Below are 19,208 nucleotides of genomic sequence, written 5' to 3' on the forward strand. Positions count from 1 at the left end.
CACCACCTCACAAGGGAGTGAGAGCGAGCATGTCCGCCGAAGCCGACGAGATCAGCTCGGATCTGCTGGACCGGGTGCGGGCGGCGTGCGCCGCCCTGCCCGCCGCGTCCGCGGACGGTCCGAAGATCACCGCTGACTTCCTGGAGCTGTACTACCGGCACGTCCCGCCCGAGGACATCGCCGAGCGCAGCCCGCAGGAGCTCGGCGGTATCGTGCTGCGGCACCGGCGCCTGGCCGAGCTGCGCCCGCAGGGCCGCGCCAAGGTGCAGGCGTTCACCCCGACGGTGGAGGCCGACGGCTGGGCCGTCGCGCACTCGGTGATCGAGATCGTCACCGACGACATGCCCTTCCTGGTGGACTCCGTGACGATGGAGCTGGCCAGGCGCGGTGTGGGGGTGCACCAGGTGATCCACCCGCAGCTGCGGGTGATCCGCTCGGTGGACGGCCGGCTGGTGGAGGTGCTGGGCAATGGCGCCCCGCCGACGCTGGCGGGGGAGTCGGTCGCGCACGGCGCGAAGTTCGCCGAATCCTGGATGCATATCGAGATCGACCGCCAGAGCGGCGCGGCGGAGCTGAAGCGGCTCCAGGACGACCTGGAGCGGGTGCTCACCGATGTGCGGCAGGTCGACGAGGACGCCGCGAAGATGCGGCTGCGCGCCCTGGACCTGGCCGACCGGCTGGAGTCGGGTGCGGAGGTGCCCGAGGGCGCGGGCGTGCCGGGCGATGAGGTGTCCGACGGGGTCGAACTGCTGCGCTGGTTGGCGGGCGGCCACTTCACCTTCCTGGGTTACCGCGAGTACGACCTGGTGGAGGCGCCGGAGGGGCCGGACTCGGGCGGGGGCGAGGCGCTGCGGCCGGTGCCGGGCACGGGCCTGGGGCTGCTGCGCGCCGACAAGGCGACCTCGGAGAGTTTCGCGCGGCTGCCCGAGGAGGTGCGGGCGAAGGCCCGCGAGCCGCATGTGCTGATCCTGACCAAGGCGAACTCCCGCAGCACGGTGCACCGCCCGCACTACCTGGACTATGTCGGGGTGAAGCGCTTCGACGCGTCGGGCGCGGTGGTGGGGGAGCGGCGCTTCCTGGGGCTGTTCACCCGCGACGCCTACAGTGCGGGCATCTCCCATGTGCCGGTGCTGCGCCGCAAGCTCACCGAGGTGCTGCGCCGGGCCGAGCTGGACCCGGAGAGCCACGACGGCAAGGACCTCATCGAGCTGCTGGAGTCCTACCCGCGCGATGAGCTGTTCCAGACCGGGGTGGACGACCTGCTGCCGATCGCGCGGGGGGTGCTGCGGCTGCGCCAGCGCAGGCAGACCAAGCTGTTCCTGCGCCGCGACACCTACGGCCGCTTCATGTCGTGCCTGGTGTACCTGCCGAGGGACCGCTACACCACCCAGGTGCGGGTGGAGATCCAGCGGGTGCTCACCGACGCCTTCGGCTCGACCTCCTTCGACTACAGCGCGATGGTCAGCGACTCCCAGCTGGCGCGGCTGCACGTGGTGGTGCGCGGCGAGCGGGGCCGCCCGCTGCCGGTGGTGGACCAGGCCGAGCTGGAGGCGCGCGTCATCGCGGCGACCCGCTCCTGGGACGACGACCTGATCGAGGCGCTGACGGAGCGCTTCGGCCCGGACCGGGCGGCGGCGCTGCTGCGCTCCTACGCGGGCGCGCTGCCCGAGGGCTACAAGGCGGACGTGCCGGCCGCCGACGCGCTGGGCGACCTCGCGGCGCTGGAGGAGCTGTACGGGGAGGCGGACGGCGGCGCGGCGGGGGAGGGCGCGACCTCGGTGCGGCTGTGCCCGGGGCCGCAGCGCGGCCAGTGGCGGCTGCGGCTGTTCCGCACGGACCGGCCGGTGTCGCTGTCGGACGTGCTGCCGATGCTGGAGCGGATGGGCGTGGAGGTCGTCGACGAGCGCCCGTACCCGGTGGCGCCGTCGCGGGAGCGGTCCCGCCCGGCCTGGATCTATGTGTTCGGCCTGCGCTACCCGGAGGAGGCCGACGCGGTGGCGGGGCTGTCGGGGGCGCCGGTGCCGCGTGCGGGCGGGGCGCTGACCCGGCCCGAGGACTACATCGAGCTGTTCGGCGACGCGTTCATGGCGATGTGGCGCGGCGAGGTGGAGTCCGACAGCTTCAACGCGCTGGTGCTGCGGGCCGGGCTGACCTGGCGGCAGATCACCGTGCTGCGCGCCTACTCCCGGTACCTGCGGCAGACCGGCATCACCTTCAGCCAGTCCTACATCGAGCGGGTGCTGGTCTCCAACGTGCACCTGGCGAGCCTGCTGGTGCGGCTGTTCGAGTCGCGCTTCGACCCGCGCCACCAGGGGGGCGAGGGCGAGCGGACCGCCGCGATCACCGAGGAGATCATGGGTGAGCTGGACGCGGTGGCCAACCTGGACCACGACCGCATCCTGCGCACCTTCCTCGCCTGCGTCGACGCGACCCTGCGCACGAACTACTTCCAGGCGGCCCGCTCGGGGGCGGAAGGGGCGCCGCCCTTCCACCCGTACCTGGTGCTGAAGCTGGACCCCGAGCGCATCCCGGACCTGCCGCTGCCGCGGCCGCGGCTGGAGGCCTTCGTGTACTCGCCGCGGGTGGAGGGGGTGCACCTGCGCTTCGGCCCGGTGGCCCGCGGCGGGCTGCGCTGGTCGGAGCGGCCGCAGGACTTCCGCACCGAGATCCTGGGCCTGGTGAAGGCGCAGACGGTGAAGAACGCGGTGATCGTGCCGACGGGCGCCAAGGGCGGCTTCGTGTGCAAGCGGCTGCCGGCGGGCGGCGACCGCGACGCGGTGATGGCCGAGGTGGTCGCCTGCTACCGGCAGTTCATCAGCGCGCTGCTGGACATCACCGACAACCTGGTGGGCGGCCGGGTGGTGCCGCCCGACGGCGTGGTGCGCTACGACGGCGACGACACCTATCTGGTGGTGGCGGCGGACAAGGGCACCGCCACCTTCTCCGACATCGCCAACGAGATCGCGGCCGAGTACGGCTTCTGGCTGGGCGACGCCTTCGCGTCGGGCGGCTCGGTGGGCTACGACCACAAGGCGATGGGGATCACCGCCCGCGGCGCCTGGGAGTCGGTGAAGCTGCACTTCAGGGAGATCGGCGTCGATGTGATGTCGACCCCGTTCACGGCGGTGGGCATCGGCGACATGTCGGGGGACGTGTTCGGCAACGGGATGCTGCTGTCGGAGCACACCCGGCTGGTGGCCGCCTTCGACCACCGGCACATCTTCGTGGACCCCGACCCGGATCCGGCGGTGGGCTTCGCGGAGCGGCGCCGCCTGTTCGAGCTGCCGCGCAGTTCGTGGGAGGACTACGATCCGGCGCTGATCTCGCCGGGGGGCGGGGTGTTCTCCCGCACCGCGAAGTCGGTGCCGGTCGGCCCGCAGCTGCGGGCGGCCCTGGGCCTGCCCGAGGACGTGGCGCGGCTGTCGCCGCCCGAGCTGATCCAGGCGGTGCTGCGCGCCCCGGTGGACCTGCTGTGGAACGGCGGGATCGGCACCTATGTGAAGGCGGCGTCGGAGTCGCACGCGGCGGCCGGGGACAAGGCCAACGACCATGTCAGGATCGACGCGTCCGAGCTGCGCTGCAGGGTGGTCGGCGAGGGCGGGAACCTGGGGCTCACCCAGCTGGCGAGGATCGAGTTCGCGCTGGCCGGGGGGATGGTGAACACCGACTTCATCGACAACTCCGCCGGGGTGGACACCTCCGACCACGAGGTGAACATCAAGATCATGCTGGACCGGGCGGTGCGCTCGGGCGAGCTGTCGCGCGCCGAGCGCGACGAGCTGTTCCTGGCGATGACCGACGAGGTCGCCGGGTTGGTGCTGCGCAACAACTACCACCAGAACGTGGTGCTGGCCGCCTCGCGCAAGCAGGCGCCGCAGCTGCTGCACGTGCACGGCCGCTACCTGCGCGAGCTGGAGCGGTCCGGGCGGCTGGACCGGCGGCTGGAGTTCCTGCCCGACGCCAAGGCCATCGCCGAGCGCCGGTCCAGTGGCGCCGGGCTGACCGGGCCCGAGCTGTCGGTGCTGCACGCCTACACCAAGATCGACCTGGCGGAGCGGACGCTGGAGTCGGACCTGCCCGACGACCCGTTCCTCCAGGCGCGGCTGGTGCGGTACTTCCCCACCCCGCTGCGGGAGCGCTTCGCCGAGCGGATGGCCGACCATCCGCTGCGGCGGGAGATCATCACCAAGGCGGTCGTCAACGACCTGGTGAACCGGTCGGGCTCCACCTTCGCGTTCCGGATGCGGGAGGAGACGGGGGCGGACGTCCCGGCGATCGTCCGCGCGTTCTCGGTCTCCCGCAACGTGTTCGACCTGCGCGGCTTCTGGCACGCGGTCGAGCAGCTGGACGAGCGGGTGTCCACCGCCACCCAGCTGAAGCTGCTGCTGGAGTGCCGCAAGCTCAGCGAGCGGGGCAGCCGTTGGCTGCTGCTGAACCGGCCGGCCCGGTACCCGATCGGCGAGGTGGTCAACTTCTTCCGCGAGGGGGTGGCGACGATCGTGCCGCAGCTGCCCGAGCTGCTGCGCGGCCGCGACCTGGCCGGTTTCCAGGAGCGCCGCGACCAGCTGGTCAAGGCGGACGTGCCGGTGGAGCTGGCCGAGCGGACCGCCGCGATGGTGCCGGCCTTCTCCACCTTCGACCTGGTGGAGGTGGCGGCCGACCGCGGCGAGCCGGTGCGGCGGGTCGCCGAGGTGTACTTCGACCTGGCGGACCGGCTGCAGATCGCCCGGCTGCGGGACCGGGTGATCGCGCTGCCCAGGGACGACCGGTGGAACACGATGGCCCGTTCGGCGCTGCGCGACGAGCTGTACGCGGCGCACGCCAAGCTGACCCTCACCGTGCTGTCGACGACGGCGCCGGGCGGCGGCGCGGCGGAGCGGGTGGCCGCGTGGGAGGAGGCCAACGCGGTGGCGGTGGCGCGGGCCAGGGAGACCCTGTCCGACATCTGGGAGAGCGAGCGCTTCGACATGGCGACGCTGTCGGTGGCGCTGCGCGCGGTGCGCACGCTGGTGTCCACCCGGGAGGAGGCGGGCTGAGCCGCGTCGCCCCGGGCGGGCCGGTGCCGGGTGACGAACATCCCGGTACCGAAGCGGCGGACGGGGTGGAAAGGGGTCGAAACCGGGGAGTACGGTACTAACCTCCTCGTCCTTACGATGCCAGTGGAGCAGGTTTCAACGGTGAGTCGCCGGGCGAATCGGTCAGCCGCCGCGCTGACGCGCGAAGAGCTGGCGGAGTGGCTGCGGGCCGCCTGGGACGAGCCCGACCGCCTGCACGACCTCATCGTCGCCGCGCTGGACGAGGGCCGGGCCACCGAGGTGCGCGAGGCCGCGCGGCGGCTGACCGAGATCGACCCCGAACCGGCCCGCAGCGCGGCGGTGCTCGCCCTGGTCAAGCGCACCTGCGCCGACCACCAGGGCGCCGAGCGGGTGCTGCTGGACCACATCCGCGCCCACGGCGGCTCGGCGGGGATCTGGTTCAGCCTCGCGCCGCTCGCCGCCTGGCGCGGCAGCGAGAACGACGTCGGCACCGCGCTGGGCAACGCGCTGAAGTACGACCCCGACCACTGGGAGACCCTGCACTGGGGCTACCGCCACTACCTGCGCCACGGCGGCGCCCAGGCGGCGCTGGACTGGCTGGAGCGGTACAAGGCGCGCAGCTGGCGGGCGCATCTGATGATCGGCACGGTGCTGCTGGACCGCGGCGACCGCGAAGACGCCTTCGCCTGCTTCGAGGCGGCCTGCGAGCTGGCCCCGAACCATCCGGGGCCGCTGTCGGGGGTGGCGGAGGCGCTGCTGGGCGCCGGGCTGCTCGCCGAGCTGGCCGACGTGGTGCTGCGCCGCTGGCGCGGTGTGCACGGCCCGGTGCCGCTGATCCACGCGATCGAGGCGGACCTGCGGCTGGGCCGGGCCGCCGACGCGGCGCTGGCGCTCTCGCGGCTGCGGGGCCTGCGCGTCCCGCCGGAGACGGCCGGGCAGGTGGCGGAGCTGGAGCGGCGGGTCAGGGCCGCCTGCGCCGCGGCCGGCCTGTGAGGCCCGCGGGCGCCGACACGGCGGCCGCGCCGCCGGACAGCCTCTAGACTGCCGATATGGCAGACATGGAGCCCGTTGAGGAGATCAAGGAACTCGCGTCGACGCTGTCGAGCATCGAGTCCGTGCTCGATCTGGACACCAAGCGCTCCGAGCTCGACCGGCTCCGCGAAGAGGCTGCCGACCCGGCGCTCTGGGAGGACCAGGAGCGGGCCCAGGCCGTCACCCGCAAGCTGTCCACCGTCGAGAGCGAGATCAACCGGGTGGGCGGGCTGCGCTCCCGGATCGACGACCTCGGCGTGCTGTTCCAGCTGGCCGAGGAGGAGGACGACGCCGACACGGTCGAGGAGGCCCGGCGCGAGCTGGCCGCGCTGCGCAAGGAGATCAGCCAGCTGGAGGTCCGCACCCTGCTGAGCGGCCAGTACGACGAGCGGGAGGCGGTCGTCACCATCAACGCCCAGGCGGGCGGGGTCGACGCCGCCGACTGGGCCCAGATGCTGCAGCGCATGTACCTGCGCTGGGCCGAGCGGCACGGCTACGCCACCGAGGTCTACGAGACCTCCTACGCGGAGGAGGCGGGCATCAAGTCCACCACCTTCGCGGTCAAGGCGCCCTACGCCTACGGCACCCTGCGCGGCGAGCACGGCACCCACCGCCTGGTGCGCATCTCGCCCTTCGACAACCAGAACCGCCGCCAGACCTCCTTCGCCGGGGTCGACGTGGTGCCGGTGGTGGAGCAGAGCGACCACATCGAGATCGACGAGAGCGACCTCAAGATCGACGTCTACCGTTCCAGCGGCCCCGGCGGCCAGGGCGTGAACACCACCGACTCCGCGGTGCGCATCACCCACCTGCCCTCGGGCATCGTGGTGTCCTGCCAGAACGAGCGCTCGCAGCTGCAGAACCGCGCCACCGCCATGGGGGTGCTGCAGGCGCGGCTGCTGGAGCGCAAGCGGCAGGAGGAGGCGGCCGAGATGGCCGAGCTGCGCGGCGAGGCGGTGAGCAGCTGGGGCACCCAGATGCGCAACTACGTGCTCCAGCCCTACCAGAGCGTCAAGGACGTGCGCACCGGCGCCGAGACCGGCAACACCGGCGCGGTCCTGGACGGCGAGATCGACGCGTTCATCGAGGCGGAGATCCGGTGGATGCGCAGCCGCGAGCGCGGCGGCGAGAACTGAGGGCGCCGGGGCTCCGGCGCCGTCGCGGGCCGACCGCCCTGGCGCGGGCGGCGCGAGGCAGTACAGTGATGCGCGGCACAGAGACCCCCGGGAGTGTGAGACTCATCCGGTTCGTCATGGTCTCGCGTGTTATTTAACTGTTATAGCATCTGTTCGTATTCGTCAGCCGGAACACCACGGGAGCGAGGTGGGAGCGATCGTCAGCGGAGCCGCGGGGCCCCGAGCCGGGTGACACCGGCGACGCGGCCCGCACCGCGACCAGCGGTCGTCCCAGGCACCGCGCGACCGGGCGGCGCGTCCGCCCGCCCGGTGACCGGACGCCCCTGCCCGGTCATAGCGGTCCCAGCTCCCACGCATTATGCGATGCGGGACATTCCGCGGCACGTTCCCCTCTACACTGTCAGCTGGCCGGTTCGGCCGGAATCCTGCGGTGGTCGGAAGCGACACCCGGCACCACAACCTGCGAGAGCATGCGCCCGTGATCAACTTCGATAACGTCACCAAGCGCTACCCGACCCAGAAGCGTCCCGCTCTTGAGGACGTCTCCATCCAGGTCGAAAAGGGAGAGTTCCTTTTCCTCGTCGGCCCCTCGGGCTCGGGTAAGTCGACATTCCTGCGGCTGGTCCTCAAGGAGGAGCGGCCCAACGACGGCCGGATCCATGTCGCCGGCAAGGACCTGGCCAGGCTGTCCAACTGGAAGGTCCCGCACCTGCGCCGCCGTATCGGCTGCGTCTTCCAGGACTTCAGGCTGCTCCCCAACAAGGACGTCTTCGAGAACGTCGCGTTCGCGTTGGAGGTCATCGGCAAGCCCCGGCGGTTCATCCGCAAGGTGGTGCCCGAGGTCGTGGAGCTGGTCGGGCTGGAGGGCAAGGCCGACCGGATGCCCGACGAGCTGTCCGGCGGCGAGCAGCAGCGGGTCGCGATCGCGCGCGCGTTCGTGAACCGGCCGATGATCCTGCTGGCCGACGAGCCCACCGGGAACATCGACCCGGCCACCTCCATCGGCATCATGAAGGTGCTCGACCGGATCAACCGCACCGGAACGACCGTCGTCATGGCGACCCACGACGCCGCCATCGTCGACTCGATGCGCAAGCGCGTCGTGGAGCTCGAAGAGGGCAAGGTCGTCCGGGACCAGTCGCGCGGCGTCTACGGACAGGCGTACTGAGTCGTTCCCCGTGACCAGCCCTGTTCGGGCGCTGATGTGTCGGGCCGCGCGGCCTGACGAGGACGGACCCTGAGGCAACAATGCGAGCACAGTTCGTACTTTCGGAAATCTGGATCGGCCTCCGCCGGAATCTGACGATGACGATCGCGGTCATCGTCACGGTGGCGATCTCGCTGGCACTGTTCGGCAGTGGTCTGTTGATCAACCGCCAGGTCGATCAGATGCGCGGCTTCTGGGAAGGCCGGATCCAGGTCACGATCTACCTCTGCAACGAGGTGTCGGCCAACCCGCAGTGCCAGGAGAACGGCCCGCCCACCGAGGAGCAGCGCGCCCAGATCCAGACCGACCTGGAGGCGATGCCCCAGGTGGAGAGCGTCACCTACGAGTCGGCGGAGGAGGCGTGGCAGCATTTCAGCGAGCGCTTCGAGTCCAACCCCGCCCTGGTCGACGCCGCCGACCCCGAGGACCTGCCGGAGTCCTTCCGGGTCGCCCTGCACAACCCGCAGGACTTCAACCAGGTGGCCAGCGCCTTCGAGGGGGCGCCGGGCGTCGACAACGTCTATGACGAGCGGCAGATCCTCAACCGCTTCTTCGACCTGCTGAGCGGCCTGCAGAACGCGGCCTTCATCGTCGCGCTGGTGCAGATCGTGGCGGCGGCGCTGCTGATCGGCAACACCATCCGGCTGTCGGCCTACAGCAGGCGCCGGGAGACGGGCATCATGCGGCTGGTCGGCGCGTCGAACTTCTACATCCAGCTGCCGTTCCTGCTGGAGGGCGCCATCGCCGGCCTGATCGGCGGGATCGTCGGCTCGATATTCATCGTGGCCGCCAAGTTCCTGCTGCTGGACGGGATGCAGGACTACTTCCAGTTCGCCACGACGCTTCCGATCAGCGAACTGATCTACGTCATCCTGCTCTCCATCGTGCTCGGCGTGCTGCTGTGCTCGCTGGCGTCGTTCATCTCGCTCCGCCGCTACCTCCGCGTCTAGGTACGGGGGCCGCCGGACACGATCTAGGATTCCGGGGGAGTACCGGGCGGCATCGCCCGGAACGCAGTGCATCGCCGCCGGGTGGGCCGATCGGCTCGCCCGGCGGTGTACGTGGGCCGAGGACCGTCGGCCGCAGTCGGGACGGGAAGTAAGCGGTGGCACGGGAGCAGGGCGACCAGGAGAACAAGGTGATCGCGCAGAACCGGCGCGCGCGGCACGACTACCACATCGACGACGTGTACGAGGCCGGCATGGTGCTGACCGGTACCGAGGTCAAGTCGCTGCGCGAGGGCCGCGCGTCCCTCGTCGACGGCTTCGCCACCATCAAGGACGGCGAGGTCTGGCTGCAGAACGTGCACATCCCGGTCTACGTGATGGGCACCTGGACCAACCACGCCCCGCGCCGCTCGCGCAAGCTGCTGCTGCACCGCAAGGAGATCGAGCGGCTGATCGCCAAGACGCGCGAGCCCGGGCGTACCCTGGTGCCGCTGCGGCTGTACTTCAAAGAGGGCAAGGCCAAGGTCGAGATCGCGCTGGTCCGGGGCAAGCGCAGCTATGACAAGAGGCACGACATCGCCACGCGGGAGGCGGCTCGGGAGATCGAGCGCGCCCAGCGGCGGCGGCGCTGACAGGAGGCCAGCGGTGCACCGCGCAATGAGGTCCCGCGTCCGTCGGATCGGCGCCGCGCTGGCGGGCCTGGTGATCGCCGCCGCGGGCACCGCCTGCGCCGCGCAGGCGAGTCCGGAGATCTCGGTACGCAATTTCCTGCTCGACTGGCAGGCGGGCGACTACGAGTCCGCGGCCGCCTACACCACCGGCGCCCCCGCCGAGGAGGTCGCCGGGGCGCTGCGCGCCCACCACGGCCACCTCGACATCGCCGCGATCCGCTTCGGGCTGGGCCCCATCTCCGTCGCCGACGAGACGGCGTCGGCGGCCTACCGCGCCGAGGTCGACCTCGGCATCAGCGACCCCGTCTGGGAGTACGAGGGGCAGCTGACCCTCAACCGGATCGAGGGCGTGTGGCGGGTGGTCTGGCAGCCCGGCGTCATCCACCCCCAGTTGGGCGACGGGGAGCGGCTGGCCGTCTCGCACGAGATCCCCGAGCGCGCCCAGGTGCTCGACCGCGACGGCGAGCCGCTGGTCGACAACGCCTCCGTGGTCGCCCTGGGCGTGCTGCCCGGTGAACTGGAGGACGTCACCGCGAGCGTCACCCAGCTGGCCGAGGCGACCGACCACGACGCCGACCGGCTGCTGAACCGGGTCACCTCCGCGCCGCCCAACGACTTCGTGCCGCTGGTCGTCTTCCGCCGCAACGACTTCACCGGCGAGCTGCGCAGCGCCGTCACCGGCATCCCCGGCGTGGAGGAGCGCGACATCGAGATGCCGCTGGTGCCCGCGCACGCGGGCGCGCTGATCGGCGCGGTCAGCGGCACCCCGTCCCGCCAGGACGAGGCCGAGGTCGGCGACCGCTACCAGCCGGGCGACACCGTCGGCGTCTCCGGGCTGCAGGAGGCCTTCCAGGTCGAGCTGGCCGGCACGGCGACCACCCGGGTGGTCACCCTGGACCCCGAGGGCAATGTCGCCGAGGTGCTGGCGGAGTGGGCCGGGCGGGCCAGCACCCCCGTGCACACCACCCTGGACTCCGAGGTGCTGGCCGCCGCCGAGACGGCGCTGGCCAACATCCCGACCGACTCGCACCTGGTGGCCGTGCAGGCCGGCACCGGCGATGTGCTCGCCGTCGCCGAGCAGCCGGGCGGCTACCGCAACGACGCGGCGCTGACCGGCGAGTTCTTCGCCGGCGACGCCTTCACGATGATCTCCACCTCCGCGCTGCTGGAGGGGGGCGTGGTGGAGCCGGGCGCCGAGGTGGCCTGCGAGGAGACCAGCACGGTCGACGGCCGCACCTTCGCCAACCTCTCCACCGGCCTGGCCGGCTACCCGGTCTTCGAGATGACCAGCCAGACCCCCACCTTCGAGCAGGACTTCGCCAACTCCTGCACCACCGCCTTCGCCTCGCTGTCGCGCTCGCTGGAGGGGCAGGTCCTGGCCGACACCGCCGCCCGCTTCGGCATCGGCATCGACTGGTCGCTGCCGGTGGACGCCTACCCGGGCGCCTTCCCCGAGCTGCGCAGCAATGCCGACCTGGCGGCCGCCTCCGTCGGCCAGGACGTCACCGTCAGCCCGATCGCGATGGCGCTGGCGGCCGGCGCGGTCTCCGACGGCACCTGGTGGCCGCCCCGCCTGGTCACCTCGCCGGTGCAGGAGGAGCGGCCCCCGGCCCGCCCGCACGAGGCGGCCCGGCTGGAGCCGCTGCGCGAGCTGATGCGCGCCACCGTCACCGACGGCCTGGCCCAGGAGGCCAACGTCGGCGACGACCCGGTGTACGCGCAGACCGGCCTGGCCACCCAGGAGATCGACGGCGAGACCCGCCAGGTGCAGTGGTTCGTCGGCTACCGGGGCGATATCGCCTTCGCGATCGCGGTGCAGACCGTGCCGACCGTAGGCGCCCAGCAGTTCGCCGTCACCGCCGCCGCGCAGTTCCTGGCCGCGCTCCCGTCCAGCGTGGACGGCGAGCAGTAGCGGCGGGTGCCCGGCCGCGCAGAAGCGGTCCGGTCCGGGCGGCGGGGAGCGCGGGGACGCTCAGACGCCCGGGCGCAGCACGCTGAAGGCGCGGTCCAGCAGGGCGCCCCGGTCGGCGGTGCCGCCGGAGCGGAGCCATTCGCGTGAGGCCGCGTCCAGGGCCGAGGCCGCGGCCGCGGTCAGCAGGTCGGCGGTGAACGGGTCGAGTTCGGTGCCGGGGCGTGCGCGCAGGGCCTGTGCGGCCTGGTCGCGCCATTCCTCGCGCTTGCGTGCGAAGGCGGCCCGCAGCGCCGGGGTGGCCTCGATCAGCCGCAGATCGGACAGGCGCCGCTGCGAGGCGTCGATCTCCCGCTCCCAGCGGCCCAGCACCCGGCGCAGGCACTCCCACGGGCCGTCGCCGGCCGGGCAGGCGCGGATGTCGTCGGCGACCCGCTCGCTCAGCGTTTCGACCGCGCTGAAGACGGCGTCCTCCTTGGTGGCGAAGTAGCGGAAGAAGCTCCGCTTGGAGACGCCGGCCTCCCGTGCGATGTCGTCGACGGTCGTGGCGTCGTAGCCCTTCTCCGTGAACAGCCGTACCGCCAGCGCGGCGAGTTCCGCCCGCATGGTGCGCCGGGTGCGGTCGCGCAGTCCGCCCCGGGCGGTCCCCTCATCCGTCATGTCGCCGAGTGTACGACCTGGCATCTATTGCCGTATATGTCACTCAGTGCCAGTATGGCAGTCGATGCCACCGGACGGCGGTGGCGTGACATGACCACGGGAGCGGACATGGGAGATATGCGGGGCAGGAATGTGCTGGTCACCGGGTCTACAGGCGGCATCGGCCGGCAGACCGCGCGGCGGCTGGCCGAGATGGGGGCGCGCGTACTGCTCGTCGGACGCGACCCGGGCCGCGCCGCCGAGGCAGCGCGGGAACTGCGCCGCGGGACCGGGGCGCCGGCCGAGGCGCTCACCGCGGACGTCACCCGTCGCACCGACCTGCTGGAGCTGGCCGAGCGGGCGGCCGACCGCTGCGACGGCAGGCTGCACGTGCTGGTCAACAATGCCGGAGCCGTGCGGGAGCTCCGGGAGCTGACCGAGGACGGCGTCGAGGCCACCTTCGCCGCCAATGTGCTCGCGCCGTTCACGCTGACCCGCGCGCTGCTGCCCGCGCTGCGGGCGAGCGGCGCCGGGAGGGTGGTCAACCTGGCCGGAGGCGTGCCGATCGGTCGGATCGCGCTCGACCGGCTCCAGGGGGAGCGGCGCTACACGGCGCTGTCCCACTACAACCAGACCAAGCTGGCGCTGATGGCGATGTCGCGCGTGCTGGCCGAGCGGCTGGCGCCGGAGGGCGTGACCGTGAACGTCGCCTACCCCGGCCACGCCTACACGGAGATGAACCGGGGTCTGACCGCCGCCGCCTACCCGGCGCCGGTCAGACCCGCGGTGCCGCTGCTGCGCCGGCTTATGCCGGTGCTCTACGGCGGCGCGGCGCTGGTGCGCGCCTCCGACTCCAGTGTGTACCTGGCCTGCGACGACGGGGTGGCCGCGGTGACCGGCGGCTACTTCGACCAGCGCCGCCGACGCGTCCGCTGGCCGCGCGGCACCGCCGATCCGCGCGTCCGCGCGGAGGTCTGGCGCCTGTGCGCCGAACTCGCCCCGGTGGAGTCCGGTCCCGGTGCCGCGGCGGGTGCCTAGCCGCCGAAGGGGCCGCACAGCTCCTCGGTGGCCGCCCACATCCGCCGGGCCGCGGCCTCGTCGTAGGACGGGCCCGAGGAGCGCGCCGGGCGGTCGCGGTCGTAGTAGCCGCCGTTGCGGTCCAGCGGCTCCACCGCGAGCGCGGTGACCGACGTGGCCGAGCGGCGAGGGCTGATCGCCATCAGCTGGACCGCCATCACCTGCACCTTGGGGAACTGCCTGCCGAGGTCGGTGCGGACCACCCCCGGGTGCAGCGCGGCCACGGCCGCCTCGTCGCCGTGCCGCCGGGCCAGCTCGTAGGCGAAGTACAGGTTGGCGAGCTTGGTGCGGCTGTAGGTGAGGAAGGGGTCGAAGCCGCGGCGGGACTGGAGGTCGTCGAAGTCGACCCGGATGCCGGTGTGCCCGCCCATGCTGCTGCGGTGGCCCTCGCTGTTGACGCAGACCACCCGGGGCAGCGCCCGAGCCGGCCCGCCCGGCGCGGCGGGCGGGCCGTCGGGCACCGCGCCCTTGCCGAGCAGCGGCCACAGCCGCCCGGTCAGCGCGAACGGGGCCAGGTGGTGCACGGCCAGGTTCAGCTCGTTGCCGTCGGGCGTCTCCTGCCGGGTGCGGGTCATCACGCCGGCATTGTGCACCAGGGCGTCCAGCCGGTCGGTGCGCTCGGCCGCCCAGGCCGCCACGGCGTCCCAGCCCGCGCGGGCGGAAAGGTCGGCGGCCAGCAGCTCCGAGCGGGTGGCGGTGGCCCGCAGTTCGGCGGTGAGCGCGGCGGCGCGGTCGGGGTCGCGGCCGACCCCGAGCACCCGGTGGCCGGCGGCGGCCAGCCGCCGGGCCGCCTCCCGGCCGACCCCGCTGGTGGCGCCGGTCAGCAGCACCGTCAGGCGCCCGCGGGGCGCCGGGGCGGGGCTCACGGCCGGCTTCCGGCGGGGTCGGCCGCGGGGGCGGTGACGCCGTTCAGGCCGAAGGACTGCTTGATCAGCCGGTCGCGCAGCCGTGCGGGCAGCCCGCTCAGCGCCAGCAGCAGGCCGACGCCCCGCCCGGCGGAGTAGTACGGCCGCGGCCGCCGGTCGGTCACCGCCCGGACCACCACGGCGGCGATCTCGCGGGCCGGCGTGTAGGACTGGTTCGCCGTGGCCTTCTCGATGGCCGCGATCGCGCTCGCGTACAGCCCCTGCCGGTCGGCGGGCAGCCGGGCCCGGTCCCGCCGGGACGCGGCGTCGGCCTTGCCGAAGATGCCGGTGTCGGAGGCGCCGGGCCGGACCGCGGTCACCGGGACGCCCCACGGCGCAAGCTCCACCCGCAGCGCGTCGTTCAGCGCCTCCAGCGCCGCCTTGCTGGCCGAGATCGGGCCCAGGTAGGGGACGGCCAGCTTCGCCGTCGGGGCGCTGATGTTCACCAGCCGCCCGGGCCGCCCGCCGGTGCCGACCCGCAGCAGGTCCAGTGAGGCCTGCGCCACCGCCACGGCGCCGAAGACGTTCACCGCGAACTGCCGGTGCAGCTCGGCCGCCGAGAGCAGTTCGAGCGGACCCTGCACGATCACGCCCGCGTTGTTGACCAGGGCGCTCAGGCCGGAGGCGCGCTCGGCGACCTGCCCGAGCGCGGTCCGCACGCTGTCGGGCTCGGTGACGTCGAGCACGACGGGGTGCACCCGGGCCGCTCCGTCGAAGGCGGCCGCCTGGTCGGCCGAGCGGACGCCCGCGAACACGCGGTAGCCGCGGCCGGCCAGCGCGGCGACGGTGGCGGCGCCGATGCCGCCGGCCGCGCCGGTCACCAGCACGGAGCCGGTGGAGTCAGACATGATCTCTCCTACATGTTCAGTTAGACATGTTCTGATAGACATGTAAATCCAGCAGGACTCACGCTGTCAAGCCCGACGGACCGCCCACCACAGGGCACCCGCGATACTGGTCAGCGAGAACCGGCGAGGAGGCGACCCATGTCACTGCGGCACGCGCTGCTCGGCCTCATCACCGACGAACCCGCCAGCGGCTGGGACCTCACCAACCGCTGCGCCGAGATCTTCGGCCCCGTCTGGCCCGCCGGCCACCCCCAGATCTACGGCGAACTCTCCCGCCTCACCGCCGACGGCCTCATCGAGGTCGACCACGAAGGCCCTCGCCGCCGCAAGGTCTACCGCGTCACCGACACCGGCACCGCCGAACTCCGCCGCTGGCTCGCCCAGACCGACACCGACCACACCATGCGCTTCGAACCGCTCGTCCGCGCCTTCTTCTTCCAGCACATGACACCCGGCGACCTCACCGGCCACCTCGGCCGCGAAGCCCGCTACTACCGCGAACAAGCCGACAAATACCGCGAACTCGCCGCCGCCAAAGACCGCGGCGACTACGGAGACTCTCCCCGCACCCACGCCATGCGCATCACCGTCGAAGCCGCCGTCCGCCTCTTCGGCGCCCTCGCCGACTGGGCCGAATGGGCCCAGACCGCCACCCCCCTCACCGCCCCCCGCGCCGAAGGCGACCGCCACCCCGCCGACCCGCCGCCGCCGGAATAACCGCTGGCGTCCCGACCGTTGACTCGATAGTGTTCGAAGGTGGCCGGTACGCCGACGCCACATGAACACCGCGCAGGCGCCCCGCACGTGCCACCACGCAACGGGCCCCGCGCGTTGACAAATCCACAGGGGGGTGACTGGCTTCGACTTCGGTAGTTGATGCAGGGGAAGCGGGTCGAGGACCGCGGACGTAACCTCGTTAACACTGCGACCGCAAAACAATAAGTGCCAATTCTCAGCGCACTGAGTTCGCTCTCGCCGCCTGAGGCAGAGTAGAACTCTGTCGGCCTGGGGACGTTCCCGCCCCAGAGTCCGGCATCGTTCAGGGGACTCACCGATCGACAGCGGCCACGGGGGCCGATCGGGACATTGACCGTGGCTGGGCCCGTCAGCGACTTGCCTGTGTGAGCGCTGGGGCCGAGTAGAACGCCTAACAGGCTGCACCCGGAGAAGCCCTGTTGATGTACTGAAGGACGCGGGTTCGATTCCCGCCACCTCCACGACTGGGACGACCTTGCTCGTCGCCCTTGCGGGCGACTTCGCAGGGTCGTTTCGGCGATTCTTTCCGGGGGCACGGCCCCCGGGCCCCCACGCCAGGGGGCTCTGCCCCCTGGACCCCCGAACCCCACTTCGTTGAGGACCGACCTCGACGATGTGGGGTTTTTGTGCGTTGAGGACTCACCTCGACGATGTGGGGTGGATGGGAAGCCGGTGGGTGGCCGACCGTCGTTCACGGCTGTGGGGCTGCGCCCCTGGCCCCCGCGTGGGGGCGTTGAGCTTCGGCCTCGGCGGTGTGCGGATGTGCGTGTGTGGCGCGGTGCGGGTCCGTGCCGGGGTTGGGGGCTGCCGCCCCCTTGCCCCCTGCTGGGGGCTTCGCCCCCTCGCCCCCCTTGGGGGCCTTGGCCCCTGGCCCCCCTTGGGGGTCTTGCCCCCTTGGAACTCTGCTCCTTGCCTTCTTGGGCTGCGCCCCCGCTTCGGGTGGGGGGTTAGCTCCACTGGTGGAGGGGTGCCTGGTGGCGTGAGGTGGGGGTGGGGCGGTGGAGAGCATGGCGGGGTGATCGGTTACTTCGCGAGATACGGCCATGGCGCCGGTGCTTCGGCTTCTGCTCGGGGTGGGGCGGTGGGGGCGGCTGGGCTGCTGACCTGGGGGCGCTTGCTTGGTGGGGCGGTGGCGGTGGCGGTGCTGGGTGTGTTCGCGGTGCCGGGGCCGGCTGCTGGGGAGGTGTCGACGGGGGCGGTGGGCGACGAGTTGTCGGCGCGGGCGGCGGCGGAGTTCGTTGAGGGGTTCGTGCCTGCGCAGCTGGAGCGGTATCGGATTCCCGGTGCGGCCGTGTCCGTTGTGGCGGGGGGTGAGCGGGTTCTCGCGACGGAGTACGGCCTGGCGGAGGTGGCGAGCGGGCGGTTGGTGGACGCGGAGGAGACGGCATTCGCGGCGGCGTCGGTGGCGAAGGTTCTCACGGCGGCGGCGGTCATGCAGCTCGTGGAGGACGGGGCGATCGAGCTGGACACCGATGTGAACGCCTATCTCGACTTCGAGGTCGAGGACGACTTTCCGGGGCGGCCGGTGACGGTGGCGCATCTGCTGACGCACACGGCCGGTTTCGCGGTGCGGGACTCGGGCACGGCGGCGGCCGATCCGGGCGACGTGCGGCCGCTCGGGGTCCACCTCGCCGAGGAGCTGCCCGAGCGGGTGCGGCCGCCCGGGGAGCGGGCGGTGTACTCCAACTTCGGGATGGCGCTGGCCGGATACCTGGTGGAGCGGCGGTCCGGGCTGCCATTCGACCGGTACGTGGACGACAACATCCTGCGGCCGCTCGGCATGGACCGGACGACCTTCACCCAGCCGACGCCGAGCCGCGTCCACGAGGGCGAGGCCGTCGGGCACCGGCTCGTCGACGGGCGCCACGTCCCCGCCGAAGGCGCCCGCTACGGGCACATGCCGCCGCACGGGGCGGGGTTTCGCACGACCGCCGCCGACATGGCCCGGTTCATGGGGGCGATGCTGGACGGGGGCGGGGGGATCCTGCGTCCGGACAGCGTCGAGCAGATGCTGAGCCGGCAGTTCGCGAACGCGTCCGGCACACCCGGCATGGGGTACGGATTCCAGGAGTACACCCGAGGCGGTCAGCGGCTCCTCGTCCACCGCGGCTCGATACCCGGGTCCTTCGCGGTGCTCGCGCTGATCCCCGAGCGGCGCATCGGCATCTACGCGTCGTACAACGGCGGCGAGGGCGGCGCGGCGGACTCCGCCTGGGACCTGGTCGACGCCTTCGCCGACCGCTTCGCCCCGGCCGGGGCGGCGCCCGGAGCGGGCCCGCGCACCGCAACGCCGTCCGAGGCGGAGGAGTACGCGGGCACATACCTCGCGGCGCAGATCGGCGACACCGTGGACCTCGGCCGGCTCGCGGGCCTGACGAACACCGTCGCGGTCACGGCCGCGCCGGACGGGACGCTGCGCACCACCGGGGCGGTCGGATGGGGGCCGTCGCAGCCGCGGCGGTGGCACCCGGTCGCCCCGGGCCTGTTCCGCGAGGAGAACGGCCACCAGACGATCCGCTTCGGCGCCGACGGGTCGCTGGCCACCGGCAATCCCGTGCAGCCCTTGCACCGGCTGGCCTGGTACGAGCACCCCCACCTGCACCTGGGCGTGGTCGGTGCCGGTCTGGCGGTGCTGGCGGCGGCTGTGCCGGGCTGGCCCCTCGCCCGCGCCGTCCGCCGGCTGCGGAACCGGCCGCACCGCGGGCCCTGGCTCGCCTCGGTCCCCGGCTGGGCCGCGGCGGTGCTGTGCCTGGCGTCCGCGGCGTCGGTGGTGGCGATGTTCGCCGACTTCGAGGGGACCCAGGCGGCGTTCTTCCTGGGCACGTCCCCGCTGCTGACGGCTATCGGGATCCTGCCGCCGGCAGCCGTGCCCGCCACGGTCGGCGCCGCGGCGGCGACCGTCCTCGCCTGGCGGAACGCGTGGTGGACCCGGGCCGGACGGATCCACCACACCGTTGCGGTGCTGGCCTGCGCCGCCTACCTCGTGTGGGCCTTCGCCTACCACGTGCCCGCCCTGCCGTAGCCGGCCGTGCGTGGCCCCGCCTG

The 19,208-nt window shown here is 72.7% G+C and carries 13 protein-coding genes and 1 other RNA gene; 11 read left to right on the forward strand and 3 right to left on the reverse strand.

Features of this window, described 5'->3' with window-relative positions; genetic code table 11:
• The first annotated feature begins 29 nt into the window (after positions 1 to 29).
• The 7 genes from CLV72_RS00610 to CLV72_RS00640 all read left to right on the forward strand — a co-directional run bounded on the left by CLV72_RS00610 (position 30) and on the right by CLV72_RS00640 (position 11,941).
• Positions 30 to 5,036 carry an NAD-glutamate dehydrogenase gene (locus tag CLV72_RS00610; RefSeq protein WP_106237417.1) on the forward strand — a complete coding sequence of 1,669 codons (5,007 nt, stop codon included), beginning with the start codon at positions 30 to 32 and terminating at the stop codon, positions 5,034 to 5,036.
• Between the two features lie 141 nt (positions 5,037 to 5,177).
• Complete coding sequence (locus CLV72_RS00615; protein ID WP_106237421.1) at positions 5,178 to 6,029, forward strand: tetratricopeptide repeat protein; 852 nt, start codon at positions 5,178 to 5,180, stop codon at positions 6,027 to 6,029.
• Between the two features lie 56 nt (positions 6,030 to 6,085).
• The gene (prfB, locus tag CLV72_RS00620) at positions 6,086 to 7,204 is read left to right on the forward strand and encodes a peptide chain release factor 2 (protein WP_106237424.1); all 1,119 of its coding nucleotides are present in this window, start codon (positions 6,086 to 6,088) and stop codon (positions 7,202 to 7,204) included.
• A 478-nt stretch (positions 7,205 to 7,682) separates the two neighbouring features.
• Positions 7,683 to 8,372 (forward strand): cell division ATP-binding protein FtsE, encoded by a 690-nt coding sequence (gene ftsE, locus CLV72_RS00625; RefSeq protein WP_106240935.1) that lies wholly within the window; start codon positions 7,683 to 7,685, stop codon positions 8,370 to 8,372.
• 80 nt (positions 8,373 to 8,452) lie between these two features.
• Positions 8,453 to 9,361, forward strand: a complete 909-nt coding sequence (ftsX, locus tag CLV72_RS00630) for a permease-like cell division protein FtsX (RefSeq protein ID WP_106237427.1) — start codon at positions 8,453 to 8,455, stop codon at positions 9,359 to 9,361.
• Positions 9,362 to 9,516: 155 nt separating this feature from the next.
• The gene (smpB, locus tag CLV72_RS00635) at positions 9,517 to 9,990 is read left to right on the forward strand and encodes an SsrA-binding protein SmpB (RefSeq protein WP_106237430.1); all 474 of its coding nucleotides are present in this window, start codon (positions 9,517 to 9,519) and stop codon (positions 9,988 to 9,990) included.
• A gap of 25 nt (positions 9,991 to 10,015) precedes the next feature.
• Positions 10,016 to 11,941: a penicillin-binding transpeptidase domain-containing protein gene (locus tag CLV72_RS00640; RefSeq protein WP_170140828.1), complete on the forward strand. Its 1,926-nt coding sequence runs from the start codon at positions 10,016 to 10,018 to the stop codon at positions 11,939 to 11,941.
• A gap of 60 nt (positions 11,942 to 12,001) precedes the next feature.
• Here CLV72_RS00640 and CLV72_RS00645 read toward each other — a convergent pair whose 3' ends face one another.
• Positions 12,002 to 12,598 (reverse strand): TetR family transcriptional regulator, encoded by a 597-nt coding sequence (locus tag CLV72_RS00645; RefSeq protein ID WP_211302643.1) that lies wholly within the window; start codon positions 12,596 to 12,598, stop codon positions 12,002 to 12,004.
• Positions 12,599 to 12,706: 108 nt separating this feature from the next.
• Here CLV72_RS00645 and CLV72_RS00650 point away from each other — a divergent pair, with 108 nt between their 5' ends.
• The gene (locus CLV72_RS00650) at positions 12,707 to 13,615 is read left to right on the forward strand and encodes an SDR family NAD(P)-dependent oxidoreductase (protein ID WP_211302644.1); all 909 of its coding nucleotides are present in this window, start codon (positions 12,707 to 12,709) and stop codon (positions 13,613 to 13,615) included.
• Here CLV72_RS00650 and CLV72_RS00655 read toward each other — a convergent pair.
• Both CLV72_RS00655 and CLV72_RS00660 read right to left on the reverse strand, forming a co-directional pair.
• Positions 13,612 to 14,520 (reverse strand): SDR family NAD(P)-dependent oxidoreductase, encoded by a 909-nt coding sequence (locus CLV72_RS00655; protein WP_106237441.1) that lies wholly within the window; start codon positions 14,518 to 14,520, stop codon positions 13,612 to 13,614. The two genes, CLV72_RS00650 and CLV72_RS00655, sit on opposite strands and share 4 nt — an antisense overlap.
• Positions 14,517 to 15,407 carry an SDR family NAD(P)-dependent oxidoreductase gene (locus CLV72_RS00660; RefSeq protein ID WP_106237445.1) on the reverse strand — a complete coding sequence of 297 codons (891 nt, stop codon included), beginning with the start codon at positions 15,405 to 15,407 and terminating at the stop codon, positions 14,517 to 14,519. Before CLV72_RS00660 ends, CLV72_RS00655 begins: the two co-directional genes overlap by 4 nt.
• Positions 15,408 to 15,545: 138 nt before the next feature.
• Here CLV72_RS00660 and CLV72_RS00665 point away from each other — a divergent pair, with 138 nt between their 5' ends.
• The 3 genes from CLV72_RS00665 to CLV72_RS00675 all read left to right on the forward strand — a co-directional run bounded on the left by CLV72_RS00665 (position 15,546) and on the right by CLV72_RS00675 (position 19,185).
• Positions 15,546 to 16,124: a PadR family transcriptional regulator gene (locus CLV72_RS00665; RefSeq protein ID WP_106237448.1), complete on the forward strand. Its 579-nt coding sequence runs from the start codon at positions 15,546 to 15,548 to the stop codon at positions 16,122 to 16,124.
• A 129-nt stretch (positions 16,125 to 16,253) separates the two neighbouring features.
• Positions 16,254 to 16,627: a transfer-messenger RNA gene (gene ssrA / locus CLV72_RS00670) on the forward strand.
• 617 nt (positions 16,628 to 17,244) lie between these two features.
• Positions 17,245 to 19,185, forward strand: a complete 1,941-nt coding sequence (locus CLV72_RS00675) for a serine hydrolase domain-containing protein (protein WP_170140829.1) — start codon at positions 17,245 to 17,247, stop codon at positions 19,183 to 19,185.
• The last annotated feature ends 23 nt before the right edge of the window (positions 19,186 to 19,208 follow it).

The organism is Allonocardiopsis opalescens (assembly GCF_003002095.1).
GTDB lineage: Bacteria > Actinomycetota > Actinomycetes > Streptosporangiales > Streptosporangiaceae > Allonocardiopsis > Allonocardiopsis opalescens.